Origin of the sequence: Roseomonas gilardii subsp. gilardii, from assembly GCF_023078375.1 — a bacterium.
In the GTDB taxonomy this organism is placed as follows: domain Bacteria; phylum Pseudomonadota; class Alphaproteobacteria; order Acetobacterales; family Acetobacteraceae; genus Roseomonas; species Roseomonas gilardii.
Genome location: NZ_CP095554.1, coordinates 302,934 through 321,442 on the forward strand (window position 1 = coordinate 302,934; position 18,509 = coordinate 321,442).

Here is an 18,509-nt window from a genome sequence, read left to right on the forward strand (position 1 = left end):
GCCGGATGCCCGCCGCGCCCGGGCTGGCGGGGGCGGATCGGGACGATGGGGCGCGATTCCCGGAGGAGATGCATGGCCCGCCCTAGGTGGCATCACCCCGGAAAGCTGGGAAGCCACCGGGACGATTTGTCACGGTGGCACCCCCTGTCTCAGCGCGGTTTTCAGCGCGGTGGGATATCCGCCGCGACATGGGCCCGGAGGGCGGCATCGACCTCCGGCATCACGCCGAACCAGGCCTCGAAGCCCGGGCGGCCCTGGTGGAGGAGCATGCCGAGCCCGTCCACGGCGCGCAGCCCGCGCGCCCGGGCGGCGGCGAGGAGGCGGGTTTCCAGCGGGACATAGACGATGTCGCAGACCACCGCGTCCTCCCGCATCGGGGAGAGGTCGATCTCCAGCGGCGGCTGCCCCCGCATGCCCAGCGGCGTGGTGTTCACCAGCAGGGCGCTTTCCGCCAGCGGCGGGGCGGCGGCGACCTCGATGCGGCCCTCGCCGGGGCGTTCCAGGTCGCGGGCCAGCTTCTCCGCCCGCCAGGTGGCGCGGTTGACCAGCACGACGCGCGGGCAGCCGGCCTTGAGCAGGGCGGCGGCGATGGCGCGCGCCGCGCCGCCGGCGCCGAGCAGGGTGACGATGCCGTCGGAGGGGCGCCAGCCGGGGGCCTGCTCCTCCATGCTGGCGAGGAAGCCCCAGCCATCGGTGTTGGAACCGATGATCAGCCCGCCCTGGAAGACCAGCGTGTTGACCGCCCCGGCGCGGTGGGCGGTGTCGTCCACCTCGTCGCAGCAGGCGAAGGCGGCTTCCTTGTGCGGGATGGTGACATTGGCGCCGGCGAAGCCCGCCAGGGTCAGGGCGCGGGCGACTTCCGGCAGGCGGCCGGGTTCCACCGGCAGGGGGATATAGGTGCCGTCGATGCCGTAGCGTTCCAGCCAGAAGCCGTGCAGGCGGGGCGAGCGGGAATGCGAGACGGGCCAGCCGAACACGCCGGCGACCTTCGACTTGCCGGTCAGCATGGGCCACTCCTTCTCCGCCGCGTCATCGCTGCTGGTCCTTCCTCCTTGTGCGGCGCCCTTCTTGGCATGCCGCGTGGCGAATGCCGAATCCCCGCTCCGGGTTGGGTGTGGCGCCCGGAGGGGCGCCTGGCCACCGGCGGCAGAGGAAGCTGCCTTGAAACCCCGCCCTCGAAACCCCTCCCCAGAAACCCCTCTGGCGTTGCCGGCCCGGGAATGCGACCAAGATCGCCTCCCGGACGGACTTCCCCTACGGGCTTCAGGGAATGGAAGGCATGACGCGCACGCTGAAGGTCGCGGTCCAGATGGACCCGATCGGTTCCATCGACATCAAGGGCGACAGCACCTTTGCCCTGATGCTGGAGGCCCAGAACCGGGGCCACCGGCTCTGGCACTACCACCCGCGCGACCTGGCGATGCATGCGGGGCGGGTGACGGCCTGGGCGCAGCCGGTGGAGGTACGGCGGGAGCCGGGCAACCACGCCACACTGGGGCCGGATGAGGAGATCGACCTGGGCGCGATGGACGTGGTGCTGATGCGCCAGGACCCGCCCTTCGACATGGCCTATATCACGGCCACGCATCTGCTCCAGCACATCCACCCGCGCACGCTGGTGGTGAACGACCCCTTCGAGGTGCGGAACGCGCCGGAGAAGCTCTACGTCCTGCAGTACACGGACCTGATGCCGGAAACGCTGGTCACCGCCGACCGCCGCCGCATCCTGAAGTTCCGCGAGGCGCATGGCGACATCATCCTCAAGCCGCTCTACGGCAATGGCGGCGCGGGGGTGTTCCATGTGCGGCCGGACGACCCGAACCTCGCCTCGCTGCTGGAGATGTTCACCGAGCGGTCGCGCGAGCCGCTGATGGTGCAGAAATACGTCCCCGCCGTGCGCAAGGGCGACAAGCGCATCATCCTGGTGGATGGCGAGGTGGGCGGCGCGATCAACCGCGTGCCGGCGGAGGGCGAGAGCCGTTCCAACATGCATGTCGGCGGCAAGGCGACGCAGACCACGCTGACCGACCGCGAGCGCGAGATCTGCGCCCGCATCGGCCCCGACCTGCGGGCGCGCGGGCTGATCTTCGTCGGCATCGACGTGATCGGCGACTACCTGACCGAGATCAACGTCACCTCCCCCACCGGGCTCCAGGAGATCGCGCGCTTCGACAACATCTTCCTGGAGAAGCAGATCTGGGAGGCGATCGAGGCGCGTGTGACGCCGCGCTGAGGCGCCCCGGCCGGGTGGCCCCCGAGCCGCCCGGCCCCGGTTATGTGTTGACCGGTAAAAATGAGTTTTTGCCCGCTCAACAAAGGGGAGCGGGCCGGTCTATACACGCGCCACGCAGAAGCGGCCCGTTCCGGACCCGCCCCTTCCCGCCGAGTGCCCCGGAACCTCTGCCGCCCAAGGAGGTCCCGAAAGTGAATCGCAGGCAGTTCCTGGCTGGCGCCACGGCGCTCGGCGCGGCGGGCGTCTTGTCGCGCCCCGCCCTGGCGCAATCCGATGCGCGCATCCTGCATTTCGTGCCGGAAAGCAACCTCGCCACGCCGGACCCGGTCTGGAACGTCACGCCCGTCACCCGCAACCACGGGATGATGGTGTGGGACATGCTCTACGGGCTGGATACGAATTTCGAGCCGCAGCCGCAGATGGCGGCGGGGCACGAGCTGTCCGGCGACCGGCTGACCTGGCGCTTCACGCTGCGCGACGGGCTGCTCTGGCATGATGGCGAGAAGGTGCGGTCCGCCGACTGCATCGCGAGCATCGTGCGCTGGTCGAAGCGGCGGCCGCTGGGGCAGAGGCTGCTGGCGCTGGCGGAGGAGATGAAGCCGCTCGACGACAAACGCTTCGAGATCCGGCTGAAACGACCCTTCGCGCAGATGACGCGCGCCTTCAGCGAATACTGCTTCATGATGCCGGAGCGGATCGCGAAGACCGACGCCTTCGCGCGCATCGAGGAATATGTCGGCAGCGGCCCCTATCGCTTCGAGGCGAAGGAGTGGGTGTCCGGCGCGCAGGCGGTCTATACCCGCTTCGACAAGTACCAGCCGCGCGACGAGGCGCCGAGCTTCATGGCCGGCGGCAAGCAGGTGCATTTCGACCGCGTGATCTGGCATGTGATGCCCGACCCGGCGACAGCGGCCGCCGCTCTGCAGAGCGGCGAGGTGGACTGGGTGCAGCAGCCGCAGTTCGACCTGCTGCCGATGCTGCGCGGATCGCGCAACGTGAAGGTGGCGGTGAACGACAAGGTCGGCGTCACCGGCATGCTGGCGCTGAACCAGCTCTACCCGCCCTTCGACAATGCGAAGATCCGGCAGGCGATCCTGGCCGCGGTGGACCAGAAGGAATTCGTGGCGGCGGCGGTGGGCGACGACCCCAGCATGTCGCGCGTGCCGGTCGGCGTCTTCCCGCCGGGCATGCCGATGGCCAGCGATGCGGGGCTGGAGGCGCTGACCGCCCCGCGCGACCTGGCGCGCAGCCGGAAGCTCATCGCCGAAAGTGGCTACAAGGGCGAGCCAGTGCTGGTGATGGGCGCGGTGGACAGCCCGGTGACGCAGGCTTTCGCCCAGGTGACGGCGGACCTGTTCAAGCAGCTCGGCCTGAATGTCGATTACGTCAGCATGGATCTGGGCACGCTGGTGCAGCGGCGCGCCAACAAGGCGTCGCCGGACAAGGGCGGGTGGAACGCCTTCACCACGACCTATGAGGGGCTGAGCATCTCTGACCCCGGCAACAACATCGCGCTGCGCGGCAACGGCCCGGATGCCTGGTTCGGCTGGCCGACCAGCCAGCCGCTGGAAAACCTGCGCGAGCAGTGGTTCGACGCCACGGACGAGGCCGGGCGCAAGCGCATCGCGGCGGAGATCCAGCGCACCGCTTTCCAGGAGGTGCCCTTCATCCCGCTGGGGCAGCTCTTCTACCCCACCGCCTGGCGCAGCAATGTCGAGGACATCCTGCCGGCCGCCTTCCCGGTGTTCTGGAACCTGCGGAAGAAGTGACATCTTCCACAGAGCGGTGAGAGTGTTTCCGGTGTGCCGCCAACCCACCAGCGCCGGAAGATCGGGATCTGGAGCCGATGCCGCACGGCTGGGATCGTCAAGGGATTCCGGCGCGGCGTGATCCGTGATTCCGCTGCTTAAGGACCGGAGCTGCGCGGACGGGTGCTGGCGGCGTGCGATGGTGGGGCGAGCGTGCGCGAGGTGGCGGAACGGCTGCTGGTCAGCCCGTCCTATGTCGTGAAGGTGCGGCAGCGGCGGGACGAAACGGGCGAGAAGGGGGCACGGCGGGGAACCGGACGGCCGCCTCCGAAGATCGCAGCGCATCCTGGTTCTCTGCGGGCGCGTGGCCGCACAGCCGGATGCGACGCTTGACGAGTTGCATGGCTGGTTGCTGGCCAAGCGCGGTGCGGCGGTCTCACCGATGACGGTCTGGCGGGCGTTGGCCGGGCTCGGGCTGGCGCTGAAAAAATCGGTCCGCGCGGCCGGGCAGGACCACCCGGACATAGCCGCGGCGCGCGCCACCTGGCGAGATGCAGCCCAGCCCCGACCCAGAACGCCTGGTCTTCATCGGCGAAACCTGGGCGAGTACGAACATGGCTCGCCGCAACGGGCGCGGACAGCGCGCCGCCGCCGTCCCGCCGGTCGTGCCGGATGGCACGATCAACGGCATGAGCTCAGACGAATGCCGCAACTGCATCGCCAACTGCGGCTATTCACGCCCACAGGAAAAGAGCTCTAGGACCGCTCCTCGTGGATCTCGAGGGCCTCGATGGCCCCTGCGCAGCCCTCCTGGCAGAAGAGTCGCGTTTCGAGACCCTCGACGTCATCGTCCAGTTCGAAGACCAGGGTGAGACTACCGTTCCAGCCGTTCAAGGTGGCCAGATCGATATCCTTCTGGGCCAGCATCCTCGTGCCTGCCTCCGCAGCAATCTCGAAACGTGCCTGCCCCCTAGCCGCGGCGTGGCGGAGAAACGCAGGAGGGCACGGTACCGACCAGCGGGCAAGGGTAGGTAGGGGCCGTAAAGCCCGTAACCCTCGCGCCCTGTCAGCCGGATCTGCCCTTGTATGCGCTGGCCAGCGATGGTTTGCAGCCTATGATCGGCCACATCCAATATGATTGGTTCAAACTGGCCTACCACGGCATCCCAGACCGTGATCCAGGGCACATCCTTCGAACGCCGGACGCTTCCCTTCAGGCCAGCACGGCGGAGAGCCTCGCGGAAATACGATTCCCGGAACCCGAGTTCCAACCATCCATTCTGGCGGATTGCCCAGAGCGACTCACCATCCGTCCGGATGCCCCAGGGGAGCGAAAAATCCGAGAAGATAGGCTCCGCCCCGAAATAGACGTGCCCCCCAGGCGCCAGCGCCTGCGGCAATGCACGCAGCAGGCGCATATGATCGGCGCAATGGTGGAAACACTCGAAGAAGACGATGGCATCGAACTGGCGCCCGGAACGCTCGACCCAGAGGAAGTCATCGTTGATCACTTCGACATCCAGTTCCAGGTTCTTGGCCCTCGCTTCGATCAGGGCGCAGAAGCGCGGTTCTATGTCGAGCGCGGTCACCTGGAAGCCGAGTTGCGCGAGGGCCATGGTCGTGTTGCCCCAGCCCGGGCCGACATCGAGGATCCGCGCCCCAGGCTTCAGGTCGATTCCCATCAGCAGGAAGGCAATCGCGGAGAGATGCTTTCCGGCGACGGCGGCACCGGATGTGTAGGGGAACGGCCTGAGGCGGGCAGCGTTCACATCGAAGACGCTTTCCTCGTTGCGTACGCTGTAGGAACGACCTGCGATGAATTCGTAGAGACCCATCTGCCAGCCGAGATAGCTTTCCGAGAAGGGATCGGCAGGGCCCTGCCGCGAGATGTCGAACTGGAAGGTGCTGAAGACCTGCCGCAGCGCATCGTCGGATATCTGAAGGGCGGCCTGACATTCCTGCAGCTTGGCGTCCAGGGCATCCAGCGTTTCGATTACCTGCATTGCCCAACCTCGTGATGGATCCTCGGCGATAATCTATCGACGGTTGCGATGCCGCACAAACCAGTCCATCGAAGCCGCTGCGCGAAAGTTCTCCCCGGCCCCCGGTCATCGCCTGACCGTGCAGTTCCCGATGGCATGGAGCGCCGAGGAACACTCCGCTGCCACCTCACTCCTTCCGCAGCGCCTCCCTCTTGTGCGCCGCCGCCGGGTGCGGATGTCACGGGAATGTCTTCCCGCGCCACCGGCGGGCATGGCAACAGCGGCGCCCTTTTCATGGAGGACCGGATGGACCCGGCAACGGCCACGAAGCGGTTGGGCGAGGCACCGGCCATCGATCCCAGCGCCAGCCTGCGCGACACGCGCCTCGGCCGCTATTGCGAGGTCGGGGCGCGCACGAAGCTCGCGGAATGCGTCTTCGGCGACTACAGCTATGTCGGGAACGACAGCGACATCATCTACGCCACGCTCGGCCGCTTCTGTTCCATCGCCGCGCAGGTGCGGATCAACCCCGGCAACCACCCGCTGGAGCGCGTGGCGCTGAACCACTTCACCTATCGCTCCGCCGCCTATGGCTTCGGCGAGGACGACACGGATTTCTTCGCCTGGCGGCGGGACCACCATGTCACGCTGGGCCATGACGTGTGGATCGGGCATGGCGCGGTGGTGCTGCCCGGCCTGCGCATCGGCAACGGCGCCGCCATCGGCGCCGGCGCGGTGGTGACGAAGGATGTGCCGCCCTTCGCCATCGTGGCCGGCGTGCCGGGGCGCGTGCTCCGCTTCCGCTTCCCGCCAGAGGTGATCGCGGCGCTGGAACGCATCGCTTGGTGGGACTGGCCGCACGAGGTGCTGGGCGCGCGGCTCGGCGATTTCCGCTCGCTCGGCGCGGGGGAATTCTGCCGGCGCTACGATCCGGCGTAGCACCTCATCGGGCCAGCCTCCCGGGGGAGAGGCTCCGCCTCTCGCCCCGGCCCCCTCTCCGCTGGGGACCGAAGCCCGTCCCCAGACCCCGGGCCTGAGTTGGCACTGGTGGTGGGCGTCAGCCTGACGCCCGATCCCTGGGAGCAGGTGGATCAGTGGGGCGCCCGAAAAGAAAGAATCCTTGTCCGCGCTTGTGGCGCCCATAGTCGCCGGAGAGCATGGCTCTCCGGCGCGATCAGATGTCCAACGGAAGCCAGCGACAGGGAGGTCCAGGAACCTCAGGTTCCTGGCGGATGGGGGTACGGGGGCGAAGGCGGAGCCTTCCCCCGGGGCCACAGGCGAAGCGCCCGCAGCCGAACCTGTCAGACAGCCCCCTCGGCGAAGATACGCGAGACGTCGCCCTGCCAGGGCCCCCGGGCGCGGGCCAGCCAGCGATCGGCCTGGGTCTGGCCGGTTTCCGCGATCTCCTCGACCGGGGCGAGGAACCTCTCCTCGCCGAGGCCGCGGGCGCGGAGGCCGTCGTGGGCGATGCGGACCGCGTCGCGCGCCACATCGCGCAGGGGGCGTCCGCCGATCCCGGCGCGCAGGCCGAGCTTCGGGACTTCGCTCCGCAGCCGGCGCATCTCCTCGACGCTCCAGCCGCGCACCAGGTCGAGCCCGGCCTTCTGCGCCGCATCGTCGTAGAGCAGGCCGGTCCAGAAGGCGGGATGGGCCACGATCATCGCCGGGCTGCCGACATCGGCGCCGCGCATCTCCAGGAAGCGCTTGAGGCGGACATCGGTGAAGACGGTGGTCACATGGTCCGCCCAGTCGCCCATGGTGGCCCGGACACCGGGATGGCCCGGCAGGCCGTGGCGGATGAAGTCGCGGAAGGTGGTGCTGGTGGCGTCCACGAAGGCACCCTCCCGCATCACGAAGTACATGGGCACGTCGAGGACGTATTCGGCGAAGCGCTCGAAGCCAAAGCCTTCCTCGAAGACCACCGGGGGGATGCCGGTGCGGTCGGGGTCGGTGCGGGTCCAGACCTCGCCGCGCAGGGTCAGGTAGTCGGTCGCCTTGCCCTCGCGGAAGGGGGAATTGGCCCAGAGGGCGGTGGAGAGGGGCTGCAGCGCCAGGGACAGGCGCAGCTTCTCCACCATGTCGGCCTCGTCGCCGAAATCCAGGTTGCTCTGCACGGTGCAGGTGCGAAGCATCATGTCGAGGCCGAGTTCGCCCACGCGCGGCATGTATTCCCGCATGATGGCGTAGCGCTGCTTGGGCATCCAGGGCATGGCGTCGCGGGTCGCCAGCGGGTGGAAGCCGACGGGCAGGAAGGCGATGCCGAGGGGGCCGGCGACCTCACGCAGTTCGGAAAGATGCGAGTCCAGCTCGGCCGCGGTGGCATGCAGGTCGGCCAGCGGGGCGCCGGACAGCTCGGTCTGCCCGCCCGGCTCCAGCGAGACGGAGGCGTTGTCCTTCACCAGGCCGATCGGGTTGCCGCGGTCCAGGATGGGCTCCCAGCCCCGGGCGGCCAGCCCTTCCAGGATGGCGCGGATGCCGCCCGGCTGGTCGTCATAGGCGGGGGGGTGCAGGTCGTCGCGGCGGAAGCCGAATTTCTCGTGCTCGGTGCCGATGCGCCAGTCCTGGCGCGGCTTGGACCCCTCCGAGAACCAGTCGGCGAGCTGCCGCACGGAGTGGATCGGCGTGGGGTCGGCCTCGCCGGGATTGGACATGCTTCGCTTGCCTATGCGCTCTCGGGCACGCGTGCCCTCAGTTACGACCCTCGGCCCAGTCGCCGCAGCAAGCCTGCAGCACCGCGAGCCCCGAGATTGCCGCCGTCTCCGCCCGCAGGATACGCGGGCCGAGGGCAACCGGCACAACAAAGGGACGCCGCCGCACTGCGTCAAGCTCCGCCGGCGCGAAGCCGCCTTCCGGCCCCACCAGCCAGCCGGGATCGGCGGCGGGGGGCGACTGCCGGAGGGCCTCCGGCAGGGGTGGCGCGGCACCGCGCTCCGCCCCCAGGAAGAGGGGAGCGGCGGGGTCCTGGCGCGCCCAGAGGTCGAGCGTCGCATGCAGGGGCAGCGGCTCGGCGATCTCCGGCACGTCCAGGCGCTCGCACTGCTCGGCGGCCTCGCGGGCGATCAGGCCCAGGCGGTCGCGGTTCACCTTGTCGGCCACGCAGCGGGCGGTGAGGACGGGCCGGATGGCCGAGACGCCGAGCTCGGTCGCCTTCTCCACCGTCCATTCCATCGCGTCGCGCTTCAGCAGGGCGAGGAGGAGGACGGGGCCGGCGGGGGGCGGCTGCGGGCGCAGGCGGCGGCGCAGGGCGAAGCGGGCGCTGTCCTTGCGGAGCGCGGCGATCCCGGCCTCGAACTCGCCGTCGCGGCCGTTGAACAGGAGGACCGTGTCCCCCACGCCCCGGCGCAGCACGGAGCCCAGGTAGCGGCCCTGGCCGGGCAGGGAATCGACCTCGGATTCCTCGGCCAGCGGGGCATCGATGAAGAGACGTGGGATGGACATGGCGCTTCAGGCGGGGAGAGTAGCATGCATGGCCGCCTATACCGATATCCGGGCCGAGGGCTGGGTCGCCCGCCTGCCCGCCGCCGCCCGCCCCTATGCCCTGCTCGCCCGGCTGGACCGGCCGATCGGCTCCTGGCTGCTGTTCCTGCCGGGGCTCTGGGCCTTCGCCGCCGTGGCGCCGGGATGGGTGGAGGGAATCCGCCTGACCCTGCTGTTCGGCCTCGGGGCGGTGGCGATGCGCGGGGCGGGCTGCGTGGTGAACGACCTGTGGGACCGCGACATCGACCGGAAGGTGGAGCGCACCGCCGGGCGGCCGCTGGCCTCGGGCGCGGTGACGCCACGGCAGGCGCTGGCCTGGCTGGCGGTGCTGTGCCTCGTGGGGCTTGGGGTGCTGCTGCAACTGAACGGACTGGCGATCCTGCTGGGCGTGCTGTCGCTGGTGCCGATCGCGCTGTACCCGCTGGCCAAGCGGGTGACGGACTGGCCGCAGGCCATGCTGGGCTTCGTCTTCTCCTGGGCGGCGCCGACCGGCTGGGCGGCCGCGACGGGCACGCTGCCGCCGGCCGCCTTCGTGCTCTGGCTTGCCGCCTTCTTCTGGATCCTGGGCTACGACACGATCTATGCGCACCAGGACCGGGAGGATGACGCCATCGTCGGCATCGGCTCCTCCGCCCTGACGCTGGGGGAGCGGACCCGGCCCTTCCTGGTGGTGTGCTACGGTCTGGTGCTGGCGTTGCTGGTGGCGGCGGGGCTGCTGGCGGGGCTGCGCTGGCCCTTCCTGCTCGCCATGGTGCTGCCGGCGGTGCTGCTGGCGCGGCAGGTGCTGACGCTGCGGCTGGACGATCCGGGGCATTGCCTGGCCCTGTTCAAGTCGAACCGCGAGGTCGGGCTGGCCATCGCCCTGGCCTTCCTCCTCGGGCGGCCATAGAGCCTTCGCCCCGGAGGGGCTGATCCGCGCCCGCGCCCGGTGCCGCCCCGCGGTGATCTGCTCTAAGCCTCCTGCCAGGGGAGCTTCCCCCGGCAGGACGATCCCGGAAGGGCGGTGGGGATGGCGGTGACGGACAAGCCTTCGGCGGAGGATTTCATCCGCGCTCAGACCGCCCTCGCCCGCCCGGCCCTGGTGCCGGAGGTGGAGCTCTATCTCGCCACCGAGATCACGCCGATCTGGAAGGCAACCGAGACCTGGCTGGCGGCGGAAGGGGTGGAGCCGCCCTTCTGGGCCTTCGCCTGGCCGGGCAGCCAGGCCCTGGCGCGGCTGGTGCTGGACGAGCCCGCCCGCGTGGCGGGGCGCCGGGTGCTGGATTTCGCCGCCGGGGGCGGTCTGGCCGCCATCGCCTGCCACAGGGCCGGGGCCGCCCTGGTGGAGGCGGCGGAGCTCGACCCCCTGGCCTGCGCCGCCATCCGGCTGAACGCGCGGCACAACGGGGCGGATTCGGTGCGGGAGTTCTGCGGCGACGTGGTGGGCGCGCCGGGGCGCTGGGATGTCATCCTGGCGGGCGATGTCTGCTACGAGGCACCGATGACCCGGCATATCCTGCCGTGGCTGCGCGGCCTCGCCGCGGGCGGGGCAGAGGTCTGGCTGGCCGATCCGGGCCGGGCCTATCTGCCGCGCGAGGCCCTGGCGCCCGGACCGCGCTACACCGTGCCGGTGACGCGGGAGCTGGAGGACCGCGACACGCGGGAGGTCACGGTCTGGCGCGTGCTGCCGCCCGGGTGAGCCACTCGTGAGCCCCCCATGGGCTACTCGACCTGCCGCTTCTCCAGCTTCCGCGCCAGGGTACGGCGATGGAGGCCGAGGCGGCGGGCGGATTCGGAGACGTTGAACCCGGTTTCCGCCAGGGTCTGGTGGATGCGCTCCCATTCCAGGGTCTTGATCGAGGTCGGGCGCTGGCTGAGCGGCGTCTTGACGTTGCCGGCGGCCTTGCCGAAGGCTTCCTCGATGTCGTCGGTGTTGGAGGGCTTGGCGAGGTAGTGGCAGGCCCCGAGCTTGATGGCCTCCACCGCCGTGGCGATGCTGGCGAAGCCGGTGAGGACCACGATCAGCATCTCCGGATCATGCTCGTGCAGGACCTGGACGCAGGCGAGGCCGGAGGCGCCGGAGAGCTTCAGGTCCACCACGGCATAATGCGGCGTGCGGGTCTGGAGAAGCTCCTCCATCTCCTCCAGCCCGGCCGCGACCAGGACCTCGTAGCCACGGCGCTCGAAGGAACGGCGCAGGGTGCGGGAGAAGCTGGCATCGTCCTCGACGATCAGCAGAAGGCGCTCATCGGGCATCATCGTCTTGCTCCTCCGGCTCCTCGCCGATGGCGATGGCGGCCAGGGGCAGGGTCAGGGTCACGGTGGCCCCCCGCCCTGGCCGGTTGCAGGCGGTGACGGTGCCGCCCAGCTTGCGGGCGACATTGACCACGAGGAAAAGGCCCAGCCCGCCGCCGGTGCGGCCCTTGGTGGAGCGGTAGGGGCTGCCGAACTCGGCCAGCATCCCCGGGGCGAAGCCGGGGCCGTCGTCGCTCACCTCCAGCAGCAGGTCGTCGCCATCGCGCAAGGCGGTGAGGTGCACCGCGGGCGAGGGCGCCTCCTGCGCATTGACCAGGAGGTTGGCCAGGACCTGCTTCAGCGCCGGATCGGCCACGATCGGGATGTCCTCCGCCAGCTCGTTGCGGAAGGTGAGGCCGAAGCCGGGATGGGCAAGCTCCCATTCATGGAGGAAATCCTCCAGGAAGGCGCCGATGGTGGTGAGCGCCGGGGCCTCCCCCTCGCCTCCCCGGCGGACAGGAGGATGCCGCCGATGATCGACTTGCAGCGGTCGATGGCGGCCTGCATCTCCTCGATCTCCCCCTGCAGGTCCGGCATCTCCCGCAGCGCGGGCATGCGCTGCCAGTCGCCCAGGATGACGGAGACGGTGGCGAGCGGCGTGCTGAGCTCGTGCGCGGCGCCGGAGGCGAGCAGGCCCATGCGGATGATGTGCTCCTCCTCCACCGCCTGCTGCCGCATATGGGCGAGATGGGCGTCCCGGTCCCGCAGATTGCCGCTGATGCGGGTGGTGAAGACCATCAGCAGCACGGCGACCAGGATGAAGCAGACCAGCAGCCCGTAGAGGTGCAGGGTGAAGAGGTCCGCGCCCAGGCTGTCCGGCAGGAGCAACGGGCGGTAGTCCAGGGTCAGGCCGAGGAAGCAGGCGATGGCGATGGCCACCACGGCCCAGGCGCCATGCTGTTCCAGCAGCACCGCCGCCAGCGTGACCTGAAGCAGGTAGAGGGAAACGAAGGGATTGGTCATCCCGCCGCTCAGGTAGAGTTGCACCGTCAGGGCGGCCACGTCGAAGGCCAGGACCAGGAAGAGCTCCAGCCCCCCGACAGGGGTGCTCAGGCGCAACCGGAGCAGGCTCAGGAGGTTCAGCGCGATCAGCGCGGCCACCACCAGGGCCATCTGCCGCAGTGGCAGGTCGATGCCCAGCCCGTAGCGGACGGTGCCGATGGTCAGCACCTGTCCCACCACCGCCACCCAGCGGAGCTGGACGAGCTGGAGCATATTCTTGCTGCCGGTCTCGTCCCGCGAAAGCGGGGCTGGGCCGGAGTGAGCGGGCCGCGGGATGCCTGCATCGGGCCTTCCGCCTCGGGCCGGGCCCGCCGGCGGCGCCGGACCGGGGTGCGCTCCGCTGTGCTCGGGGATGGCATCCGCCCGTCCTACCCCCGGGCGCCCCTTGCGGCGAGGGGGACTCGGCCGGGCGCGGGTCAGGTCTGCGATACAGGGCGGGTTCCGCGCCGATCCGGAAGCGGCCACGAAACGACGCGGCCGGCGGCGGTCAGGCCCGTCGCCGGACCCGCCATTCCTCCCGCGCGACATAGGCGATGGCGGCGGCCACCATCAGCGCCAGGGCATACCAGGTGATCGCATAGACCAGATGGTTGTTCGGGAAGCGGATCACCGTCAGCCCGCCGACCGGCAGCCCACCCGGGTTGGGGGTGGAGTCGGCATCGATGAAATAGGGCGCGACCGGCCCCTGGAGGCCACGGGCGGCGGCGATGGCGGCCACGTCGCGGGAATACCAGCGCCCCTCCGCCGGGACGTTGCTGCGCAGGAAGCTGCCACCGGGTTCGGTGATGCGGAGCAGGCCCGTGACCGTGACGGGGCCGGTCACCTGCCCTTCCGCGCGGCTGGCCGGGTCGCGCCGGTCGCCCGGGACGAAGCCACGGTTGACCAGGACGGTGAAGCCCGACTCGCCCTGGAGCGGGGTGAGCACCCAGAAGCCGGGGCCCAGGTTGGTGTTGGCCTGGGCCAGCGTTTCCCGGTCGTGAAGGAAGCGGCCGGCGATCCGGACATGCCGGTATTCGTCCCGCGCGGCGGTGACGCCCGGCCAGGCATCCGGTCCGGGCGGAGCGGCGGGCGGGGCCTGGACGCGGCTCTCGACCCGCTGGATCAGGTCGAGCTTCCAGGCGCGGCGCTCGACCTGCCAGGTGCCCAGCGCCACCAGCCCGGCAAAGGCCAGCAGCGCCAGGATGCCCATCAGGAACAGGCGGGCCGCGGAATGGCGTTGCCAGACCTCCCCGGCCTCTTCCGGGCCATGGCCCCGTGGTTCAGTCCCCATGGATGAAGGCAGGCCCTGGCCTCAGGGCATGTTCTTCATGTCATGGATGCTCATGGGCATCATGTTGTTGTTCAGGTGGTACATGACCCAGAGCGAGCCCGAGAGGGTGATGACGACCAGAACGATCGTGAAGATCAGTGCCAGCATGGTCCAGCCGCCCTCGGAGCGGGAGTTCATGTGCAGGAAGTAGATCATGTGCACGATGACCTGGACCGCCCCCAGCCCCATGACCGCCATGGCGGTCACCCGGGGATCGGCGAAGACATCGCCCATCACCAGCCAGAAGGGGATGGCGGTGAGGATGACCGACAGGACGAAGCCGGTCAGATACCCGCCATAGGTACCGTGATAGCCGCTGTCGTGATGGGCGTCATGGCCATGGCCGCCATGACCATGGTCATGACCCTGCTGGTGCGCGGTTGCGTGCGAGCTCATTGCAGCACCCCGAGGAGATAGACGAAGGAGAAGACGCCGATCCAGATGACGTCCAGGAAGTGCCAGAACAGGCTGAGGCACATCAGGCGGCGCTGGTTCGCCTCATGCAGGCCGAAGCGGGCCACCTGCACCATGAGGGTGAGCAGCCAGATGATGCCCACCGTGACGTGCAGCCCGTGCGTGCCGACCAGCGTGAAGAAGGAGGACAGGAAGGCGCTGCGCTGCGGCCCCGCCCCTTCCGAGATCAGGTGGTGGAACTCATAGAGCTCCAGCCCGAGGAAGGCGGCGCCGAACAGGCCGGTGACGAGCAGCCAGAACAGCACCGCGCCCTTCTGCTGCTTCATCATCGCCAGCATGGCGAAGCCATAGGTGATGGAGGAGAACAGCAGCATCGCGGTGTTGAGCGCCACCAGCGGCAGGTCGAACAGCTCCGCCGGCGTGGGGCCGGCGGCAAAGCTGCGGCCCAGCACGCCATAGGTGGCGAAGAGCACCGCGAAGATGAGGCAGTCGCTCATCAGGTAGATCCAGAAGCCCAGCATGGTGCTGGCCCCCGGATGCGCGTGCTCCTCCTCGGTGACGTAGAAGGAGACCTTCTCCCCGATGGGGTTCCCCAGGGCGGGATGCAGGGAATGCGAGCTCATGCGCCGGTCACTCCCCCGCCGCCATGGAGGCCAGGCGGGCCTGTTCCGTCCGCGCCACAACATCCGCCGGGATGTAGAAGTCGCGCTTGTAGTTGAAGGTGTGGGCGATGGCGGCGACCAGGATGGCCACGAAGCTCAGTGCCGCCAGCCACCACATGTACCAGATCATCGCGAAGCCGAAGACCAGCGAGAAGCCGGCCAGGATGATCCCGGCGCCGGTGCCCTTGGGCATGTGGATCGGGCGGTAGCCGCTCTGCGGGTGCTCGTGGCCGCGCTGCTTCATGTCCCACCACGCGTCATGGCTGTGGATGACCGGGGTGAAGGCGAAGTTGTACTCCGGCGGGGGCGAGGAGGTCGCCCATTCCAGGGTACGGCCGTTCCAGGGATCGCCGGTCAGGTCGCGCAGCTGCTCGCGCTTCATGAAGCTCACCACCAGCTGGATGATGAAGCTCAGGATGCCGATCGCGATCAGGAAGGCGCCGAAGGCGGCGATGATGAACCAGATCTGCAGCGAGGGGTCGTCGAAGTGGTTGACGCGGCGGGTCACGCCCATCAGCCCCAGGACGTAGAGCGGCATGAAGGCGAAGTAGAAGCCGATCAGCCAGAACCAGAAGGACATCTTGCCCCAGAAGGGATCGAGCTTGAAGCCGAAAGCCTTGGGGAACCAGTAGGTGATGCCGGCCAGCATGCCGAAGACCACGCCGCCGATGATGACGTTGTGGAAGTGGGCAATCAGGAACAGCGTGTTGTGGAACTGGAAGTCGGCCGGGGGAATGGCGAGCATCACGCCCGTCATGCCGCCGATGGTGAAGGTGACCATGAAGCCCACGGTCCACATCATCGGCACCTCGAACCGGATGCGGCCGCGGTACATGGTGAAGAGCCAGTTGAACAGCTTGGCACCCGTCGGGATCGAGATGATCATCGTCGTGATGCCGAAGAAGGAGTTCACGCTGGCGCCGGAGCCCATGGTGAAGAAGTGGTGCAGCCAGACCAGGTAGGACAGGATGGTGATCACCACCGTGGCGTAGACCATGGAGGTGTAGCCGAAGAGGCGCTTCGAGCAGAAGGTGGAGACCACCTCCGAGAACACGCCGAAGGCCGGCAGGATCAGGATGTAGACCTCAGGATGGCCCCAGATCCAGATGAGGTTGACATACATCATGGGGTTGCCGCCGAGGTCGGCGGTGAAGAAGTTCGTCCCCACATAGCGGTCGAGCGAGAGCAGGGCGAGCACCGCGGTCAGCACCGGGAAGGCCGCGACGATCAGCACGTTGGTGCAGAGCGCGGTCCAGGTGAAGACCGGCAGCTTCATCATGGTCATGCCCGGCGCGCGCATCTTCACGATGGTCGCGATCAGGTTGACGCCCGATAGCAACGTGCCGATGCCCGCGATCTGCAAGGCCCATATGTAGTAGTCCACCCCGACCCCGGGATTGGCCTCGTAGCCGGAGAGCGGCGGATAGGCGAGCCAGCCGGTCTGGGCGAATTCGCCGATGAACAGCGACATCATCACCAGGACGGCGCCGGCCGTGGTCATCCAGAAGCTGAAGTTGTTCAGGAAGGGGAAGGCCACGTCCCGGGCACCGATCTGCAGCGGCACCACGAAGTTCATCAGGCCCGTCACCAGCGGCATGGCCATGAAGAAGATCATGATCACGCCATGGGCGGTGAAGACCTGGTCGTAGTGGTGCGGCGGCAGATAGCCCTCGGAGCCGTTGAAGGCGATGGCCTGCTGGGTCCGCATCATGACCGCGTCGGCGAAGCCACGCAGCAGCATGATGATGGCCAGGATCACGTACATGACCCCGATCTTCTTGTGGTCCACCGAGGTGAACCATTCCTTCCAGAGATAGCCCCAGAGGCGGAAATAGGTGAGCGCGCCGAGCACGGCGAGACCGCCGATGGCCACGCCGATGAAGGTCACGATCAGGATGGGTTCGTGATACGGAATCGATTCGAGCGAGAGCCGCCCGAACACGAGTGTCGCGAGGTCCGTGCTGGAGGACATGGGTCTACTCTGTCACTTCGTGATCGAAGGCCGGACCCTGGAAGGTCCGGCCGGTTTCACGGGCCACCGAGGCTCCTCCGAAGCCAGAGGGGCAGGCACCCGGTGGGATGGGTCGGCCGCCGGCGGGAAGCCGGCGGCGGGGGCGGGGATCAATTCGCGGCCTCGGCCTGGGCGCGACCATAGGGGTCGGCGGGGGTGCAGAGAGCCATCACGTAGCGCTGGCGGGGCGCGTTGCGGTCGGCCTCCCGGCTTTCCGCGGCGCCGCTGCGCGATGCCGCCGGACGGCTGGCCACGTTGAAGGTGCCTGCCGGGCCGAGCCCGCCATTGGCGTCGATGCGCATCATCTGGCTCTGGCACATCCGGCTGGTGTCGACGCAGCGGTCCAGGATGGCGGCGAAGAGCTCAGGATCGACGGTGCGGAAGCGGCGCACCGGCTCCTTCTGGCTGGGTCGCTCCAGCTGCAGATAGACGGCGCGGGTCAGGTCCTCGCTCGAGGTCTTGGCCTCCACCACCCAGCGGCCGAATTCCTCCTGGCTCATGCCCTTGAACTGGAAGTGCATGTCGGAGAAGCCGGCGCCGCTGTAGTTGGCCGAGAAGCCCTGGTAGCTGCCGGGCTTGTTGATCACCGCGTGCAGCTTCGTCTCCATGCCGGGCATGGAGTAGATCTGCCCCGCCAGGGCCGGGATGGAGAAGGAGTTCATCAGGGCCGAGGAGGTGATCCGGAAGTTGATCGGCACGTCCACCGGGGCGGCCACCTCGTTGACCGTGGCGATCCCCTGCTCCGGGTAGATGAAGAGCCACTTCCAGTCGAGGGACACGACCTGGATCTCCAGGGGCTTCATGTCCTCCGTCACCGGCCGTTCCGCGTCGATGCGCGCCAGCGGGCGGAAGGGGTCGAGCAGATGGGTGCTGACCCAGGTTATGGCGCCCAGCGCGATGATGATCGCCAGGGGCATGGCCCAGATGACCACCTCCAGGGCCGTGGAATGGTACCATTCCGGATCGTACTTCGCCTTGGAGTTCGAGGCGCGGTAGCGCCAGGCGAAGATCAGGGTCAGCAGGATCACCGGGACGATGATCAACAGCATCAGGAAGGTGGAGATCACGATCAGGTCACGCTGCTGGACAGCAACATCACCCGACGGATTCAGGACCACCATTTTGCAGCCGGACAGCAGCGCGGCCAGCGCCACCAGGGGCAGGGTACGCAGGATCTTGGAGGGCATGCCACTCGATCGTGAAACTATGGTGCGATGCACAGCTTCTACGGAAGGACGGGCGCCGGAGGGATTGGACATTTTGTCCAATGGACGGTGGCTCGCCACGTATGCTGAGCTCTGCGACAATGCCTATAGGCTTGGGATCGAATCGGCAATCTTTCCGTGACGGAGACTGTCAACCCGCCGTGAGGATGCCAGGATACCCAGGCCGGCAAG

At 68.6% G+C, this 18,509-nt stretch carries 19 protein-coding genes; 6 read left to right on the forward strand and 13 right to left on the reverse strand.

What is annotated here, in order from left to right:
* Positions 1-161 precede the first annotated feature (161 nt).
* Complete coding sequence (locus MVG78_RS01370) at positions 162-1,007, reverse strand: shikimate dehydrogenase (RefSeq protein ID WP_247557585.1); 846 nt, start codon at positions 1,005-1,007, stop codon at positions 162-164.
* A 272-nt stretch (positions 1,008-1,279) separates the two neighbouring features.
* Between MVG78_RS01370 and gshB the strand changes: the two genes are divergently transcribed.
* The 3 genes from gshB (at position 1,280) to MVG78_RS21890 (ending at position 4,374) form a co-directional block, all read left to right on the forward strand.
* A complete protein-coding gene (gshB, locus tag MVG78_RS01375) occupies positions 1,280-2,233 on the forward strand; it encodes a glutathione synthase (protein WP_247557587.1) in 954 nt (317 codons plus the stop codon).
* Between the two features lie 191 nt (positions 2,234-2,424).
* Positions 2,425-4,002: an ABC transporter substrate-binding protein gene (locus MVG78_RS01380; RefSeq protein WP_247557589.1), complete on the forward strand. Its 1,578-nt coding sequence runs from the start codon at positions 2,425-2,427 to the stop codon at positions 4,000-4,002.
* A gap of 201 nt (positions 4,003-4,203) precedes the next feature.
* Positions 4,204-4,374, forward strand: coding sequence for a hypothetical protein (locus tag MVG78_RS21890; RefSeq protein ID WP_428480789.1), 171 nt, complete (start codon positions 4,204-4,206; stop codon positions 4,372-4,374).
* 363 nt (positions 4,375-4,737) lie between these two features.
* Here the strand turns inward: MVG78_RS21890 and MVG78_RS01385 are convergent, their stop codons facing one another.
* Both MVG78_RS01385 and MVG78_RS01390 read right to left on the reverse strand, forming a co-directional pair.
* Entirely contained in the window at positions 4,738-4,908 is a 171-nt protein-coding gene (locus tag MVG78_RS01385) for a hypothetical protein (protein ID WP_247557591.1), read from the reverse strand.
* Positions 4,872-5,984: a class I SAM-dependent methyltransferase gene (locus MVG78_RS01390; protein WP_247557593.1), complete on the reverse strand. Its 1,113-nt coding sequence runs from the start codon at positions 5,982-5,984 to the stop codon at positions 4,872-4,874. Before MVG78_RS01390 ends, MVG78_RS01385 begins: the two co-directional genes overlap by 37 nt.
* 225 nt (positions 5,985-6,209) lie before the next feature.
* Here MVG78_RS01390 and MVG78_RS01395 point away from each other — a divergent pair, with 225 nt between their 5' ends.
* Complete coding sequence (locus MVG78_RS01395; RefSeq protein ID WP_428480723.1) at positions 6,210-6,902, forward strand: LbetaH domain-containing protein; 693 nt, start codon at positions 6,210-6,212, stop codon at positions 6,900-6,902.
* Between the two features lie 362 nt (positions 6,903-7,264).
* Here the strand turns inward: MVG78_RS01395 and MVG78_RS01400 are convergent, their stop codons facing one another.
* Both MVG78_RS01400 and MVG78_RS01405 read right to left on the reverse strand, forming a co-directional pair.
* Complete coding sequence (locus tag MVG78_RS01400) at positions 7,265-8,614, reverse strand: glutamate--cysteine ligase (RefSeq protein WP_247557595.1); 1,350 nt, start codon at positions 8,612-8,614, stop codon at positions 7,265-7,267.
* A gap of 37 nt (positions 8,615-8,651) precedes the next feature.
* Entirely contained in the window at positions 8,652-9,401 is a 750-nt protein-coding gene (locus MVG78_RS01405; RefSeq protein ID WP_247557596.1) for a 16S rRNA (uracil(1498)-N(3))-methyltransferase, read from the reverse strand.
* A gap of 28 nt (positions 9,402-9,429) precedes the next feature.
* Between MVG78_RS01405 and ubiA the strand changes: the two genes are divergently transcribed.
* Both ubiA and MVG78_RS01415 read left to right on the forward strand, forming a co-directional pair.
* Entirely contained in the window at positions 9,430-10,329 is a 900-nt protein-coding gene (gene ubiA / locus MVG78_RS01410; RefSeq protein ID WP_247557597.1) for a 4-hydroxybenzoate octaprenyltransferase, read from the forward strand.
* Positions 10,330-10,449: 120 nt separating this feature from the next.
* A complete protein-coding gene (locus MVG78_RS01415; RefSeq protein WP_247557599.1) occupies positions 10,450-11,118 on the forward strand; it encodes a class I SAM-dependent methyltransferase in 669 nt (222 codons plus the stop codon).
* Positions 11,119-11,141: 23 nt separating this feature from the next.
* On the opposite strand, the gene MVG78_RS01420 is transcribed toward MVG78_RS01415, so the two are convergent.
* From MVG78_RS01420 to cyoA, 8 genes are all read right to left on the reverse strand, one after another.
* The gene (locus MVG78_RS01420; protein ID WP_428480724.1) at positions 11,142-11,678 is read right to left on the reverse strand and encodes a response regulator transcription factor; all 537 of its coding nucleotides are present in this window, start codon (positions 11,676-11,678) and stop codon (positions 11,142-11,144) included.
* Positions 11,665-12,030, reverse strand: a complete 366-nt coding sequence (locus MVG78_RS01425; protein ID WP_247557601.1) for an ATP-binding protein — start codon at positions 12,028-12,030, stop codon at positions 11,665-11,667. The genes MVG78_RS01420 and MVG78_RS01425 overlap by 14 nt, the downstream gene beginning before the upstream one ends.
* Entirely contained in the window at positions 12,012-12,929 is a 918-nt protein-coding gene (locus tag MVG78_RS01430; RefSeq protein WP_247557603.1) for an ActS/PrrB/RegB family redox-sensitive histidine kinase, read from the reverse strand. Before MVG78_RS01430 ends, MVG78_RS01425 begins: the two co-directional genes overlap by 19 nt.
* 274 nt (positions 12,930-13,203) lie before the next feature.
* Positions 13,204-13,986, reverse strand: coding sequence for an SURF1 family protein (locus MVG78_RS01435; protein ID WP_247557605.1), 783 nt, complete (start codon positions 13,984-13,986; stop codon positions 13,204-13,206).
* Positions 13,987-14,007: 21 nt separating this feature from the next.
* Complete coding sequence (cyoD, locus tag MVG78_RS01440; RefSeq protein WP_247557607.1) at positions 14,008-14,421, reverse strand: cytochrome o ubiquinol oxidase subunit IV; 414 nt, start codon at positions 14,419-14,421, stop codon at positions 14,008-14,010.
* On the reverse strand, positions 14,418-15,062 hold the full coding sequence (cyoC, locus tag MVG78_RS01445) for a cytochrome o ubiquinol oxidase subunit III (protein ID WP_247557608.1): 645 nt from the start codon (positions 15,060-15,062) through the stop codon (positions 14,418-14,420). Before cyoC ends, cyoD begins: the two co-directional genes overlap by 4 nt.
* 7 nt (positions 15,063-15,069) lie before the next feature.
* The gene (cyoB, locus tag MVG78_RS01450) at positions 15,070-17,043 is read right to left on the reverse strand and encodes a cytochrome o ubiquinol oxidase subunit I (protein WP_428480790.1); all 1,974 of its coding nucleotides are present in this window, start codon (positions 17,041-17,043) and stop codon (positions 15,070-15,072) included.
* A gap of 179 nt (positions 17,044-17,222) precedes the next feature.
* Positions 17,223-18,299 (reverse strand): ubiquinol oxidase subunit II, encoded by a 1,077-nt coding sequence (gene cyoA, locus MVG78_RS01455; RefSeq protein WP_247557612.1) that lies wholly within the window; start codon positions 18,297-18,299, stop codon positions 17,223-17,225.
* Between the last annotated feature and the right edge of the window lie 210 nt (positions 18,300-18,509).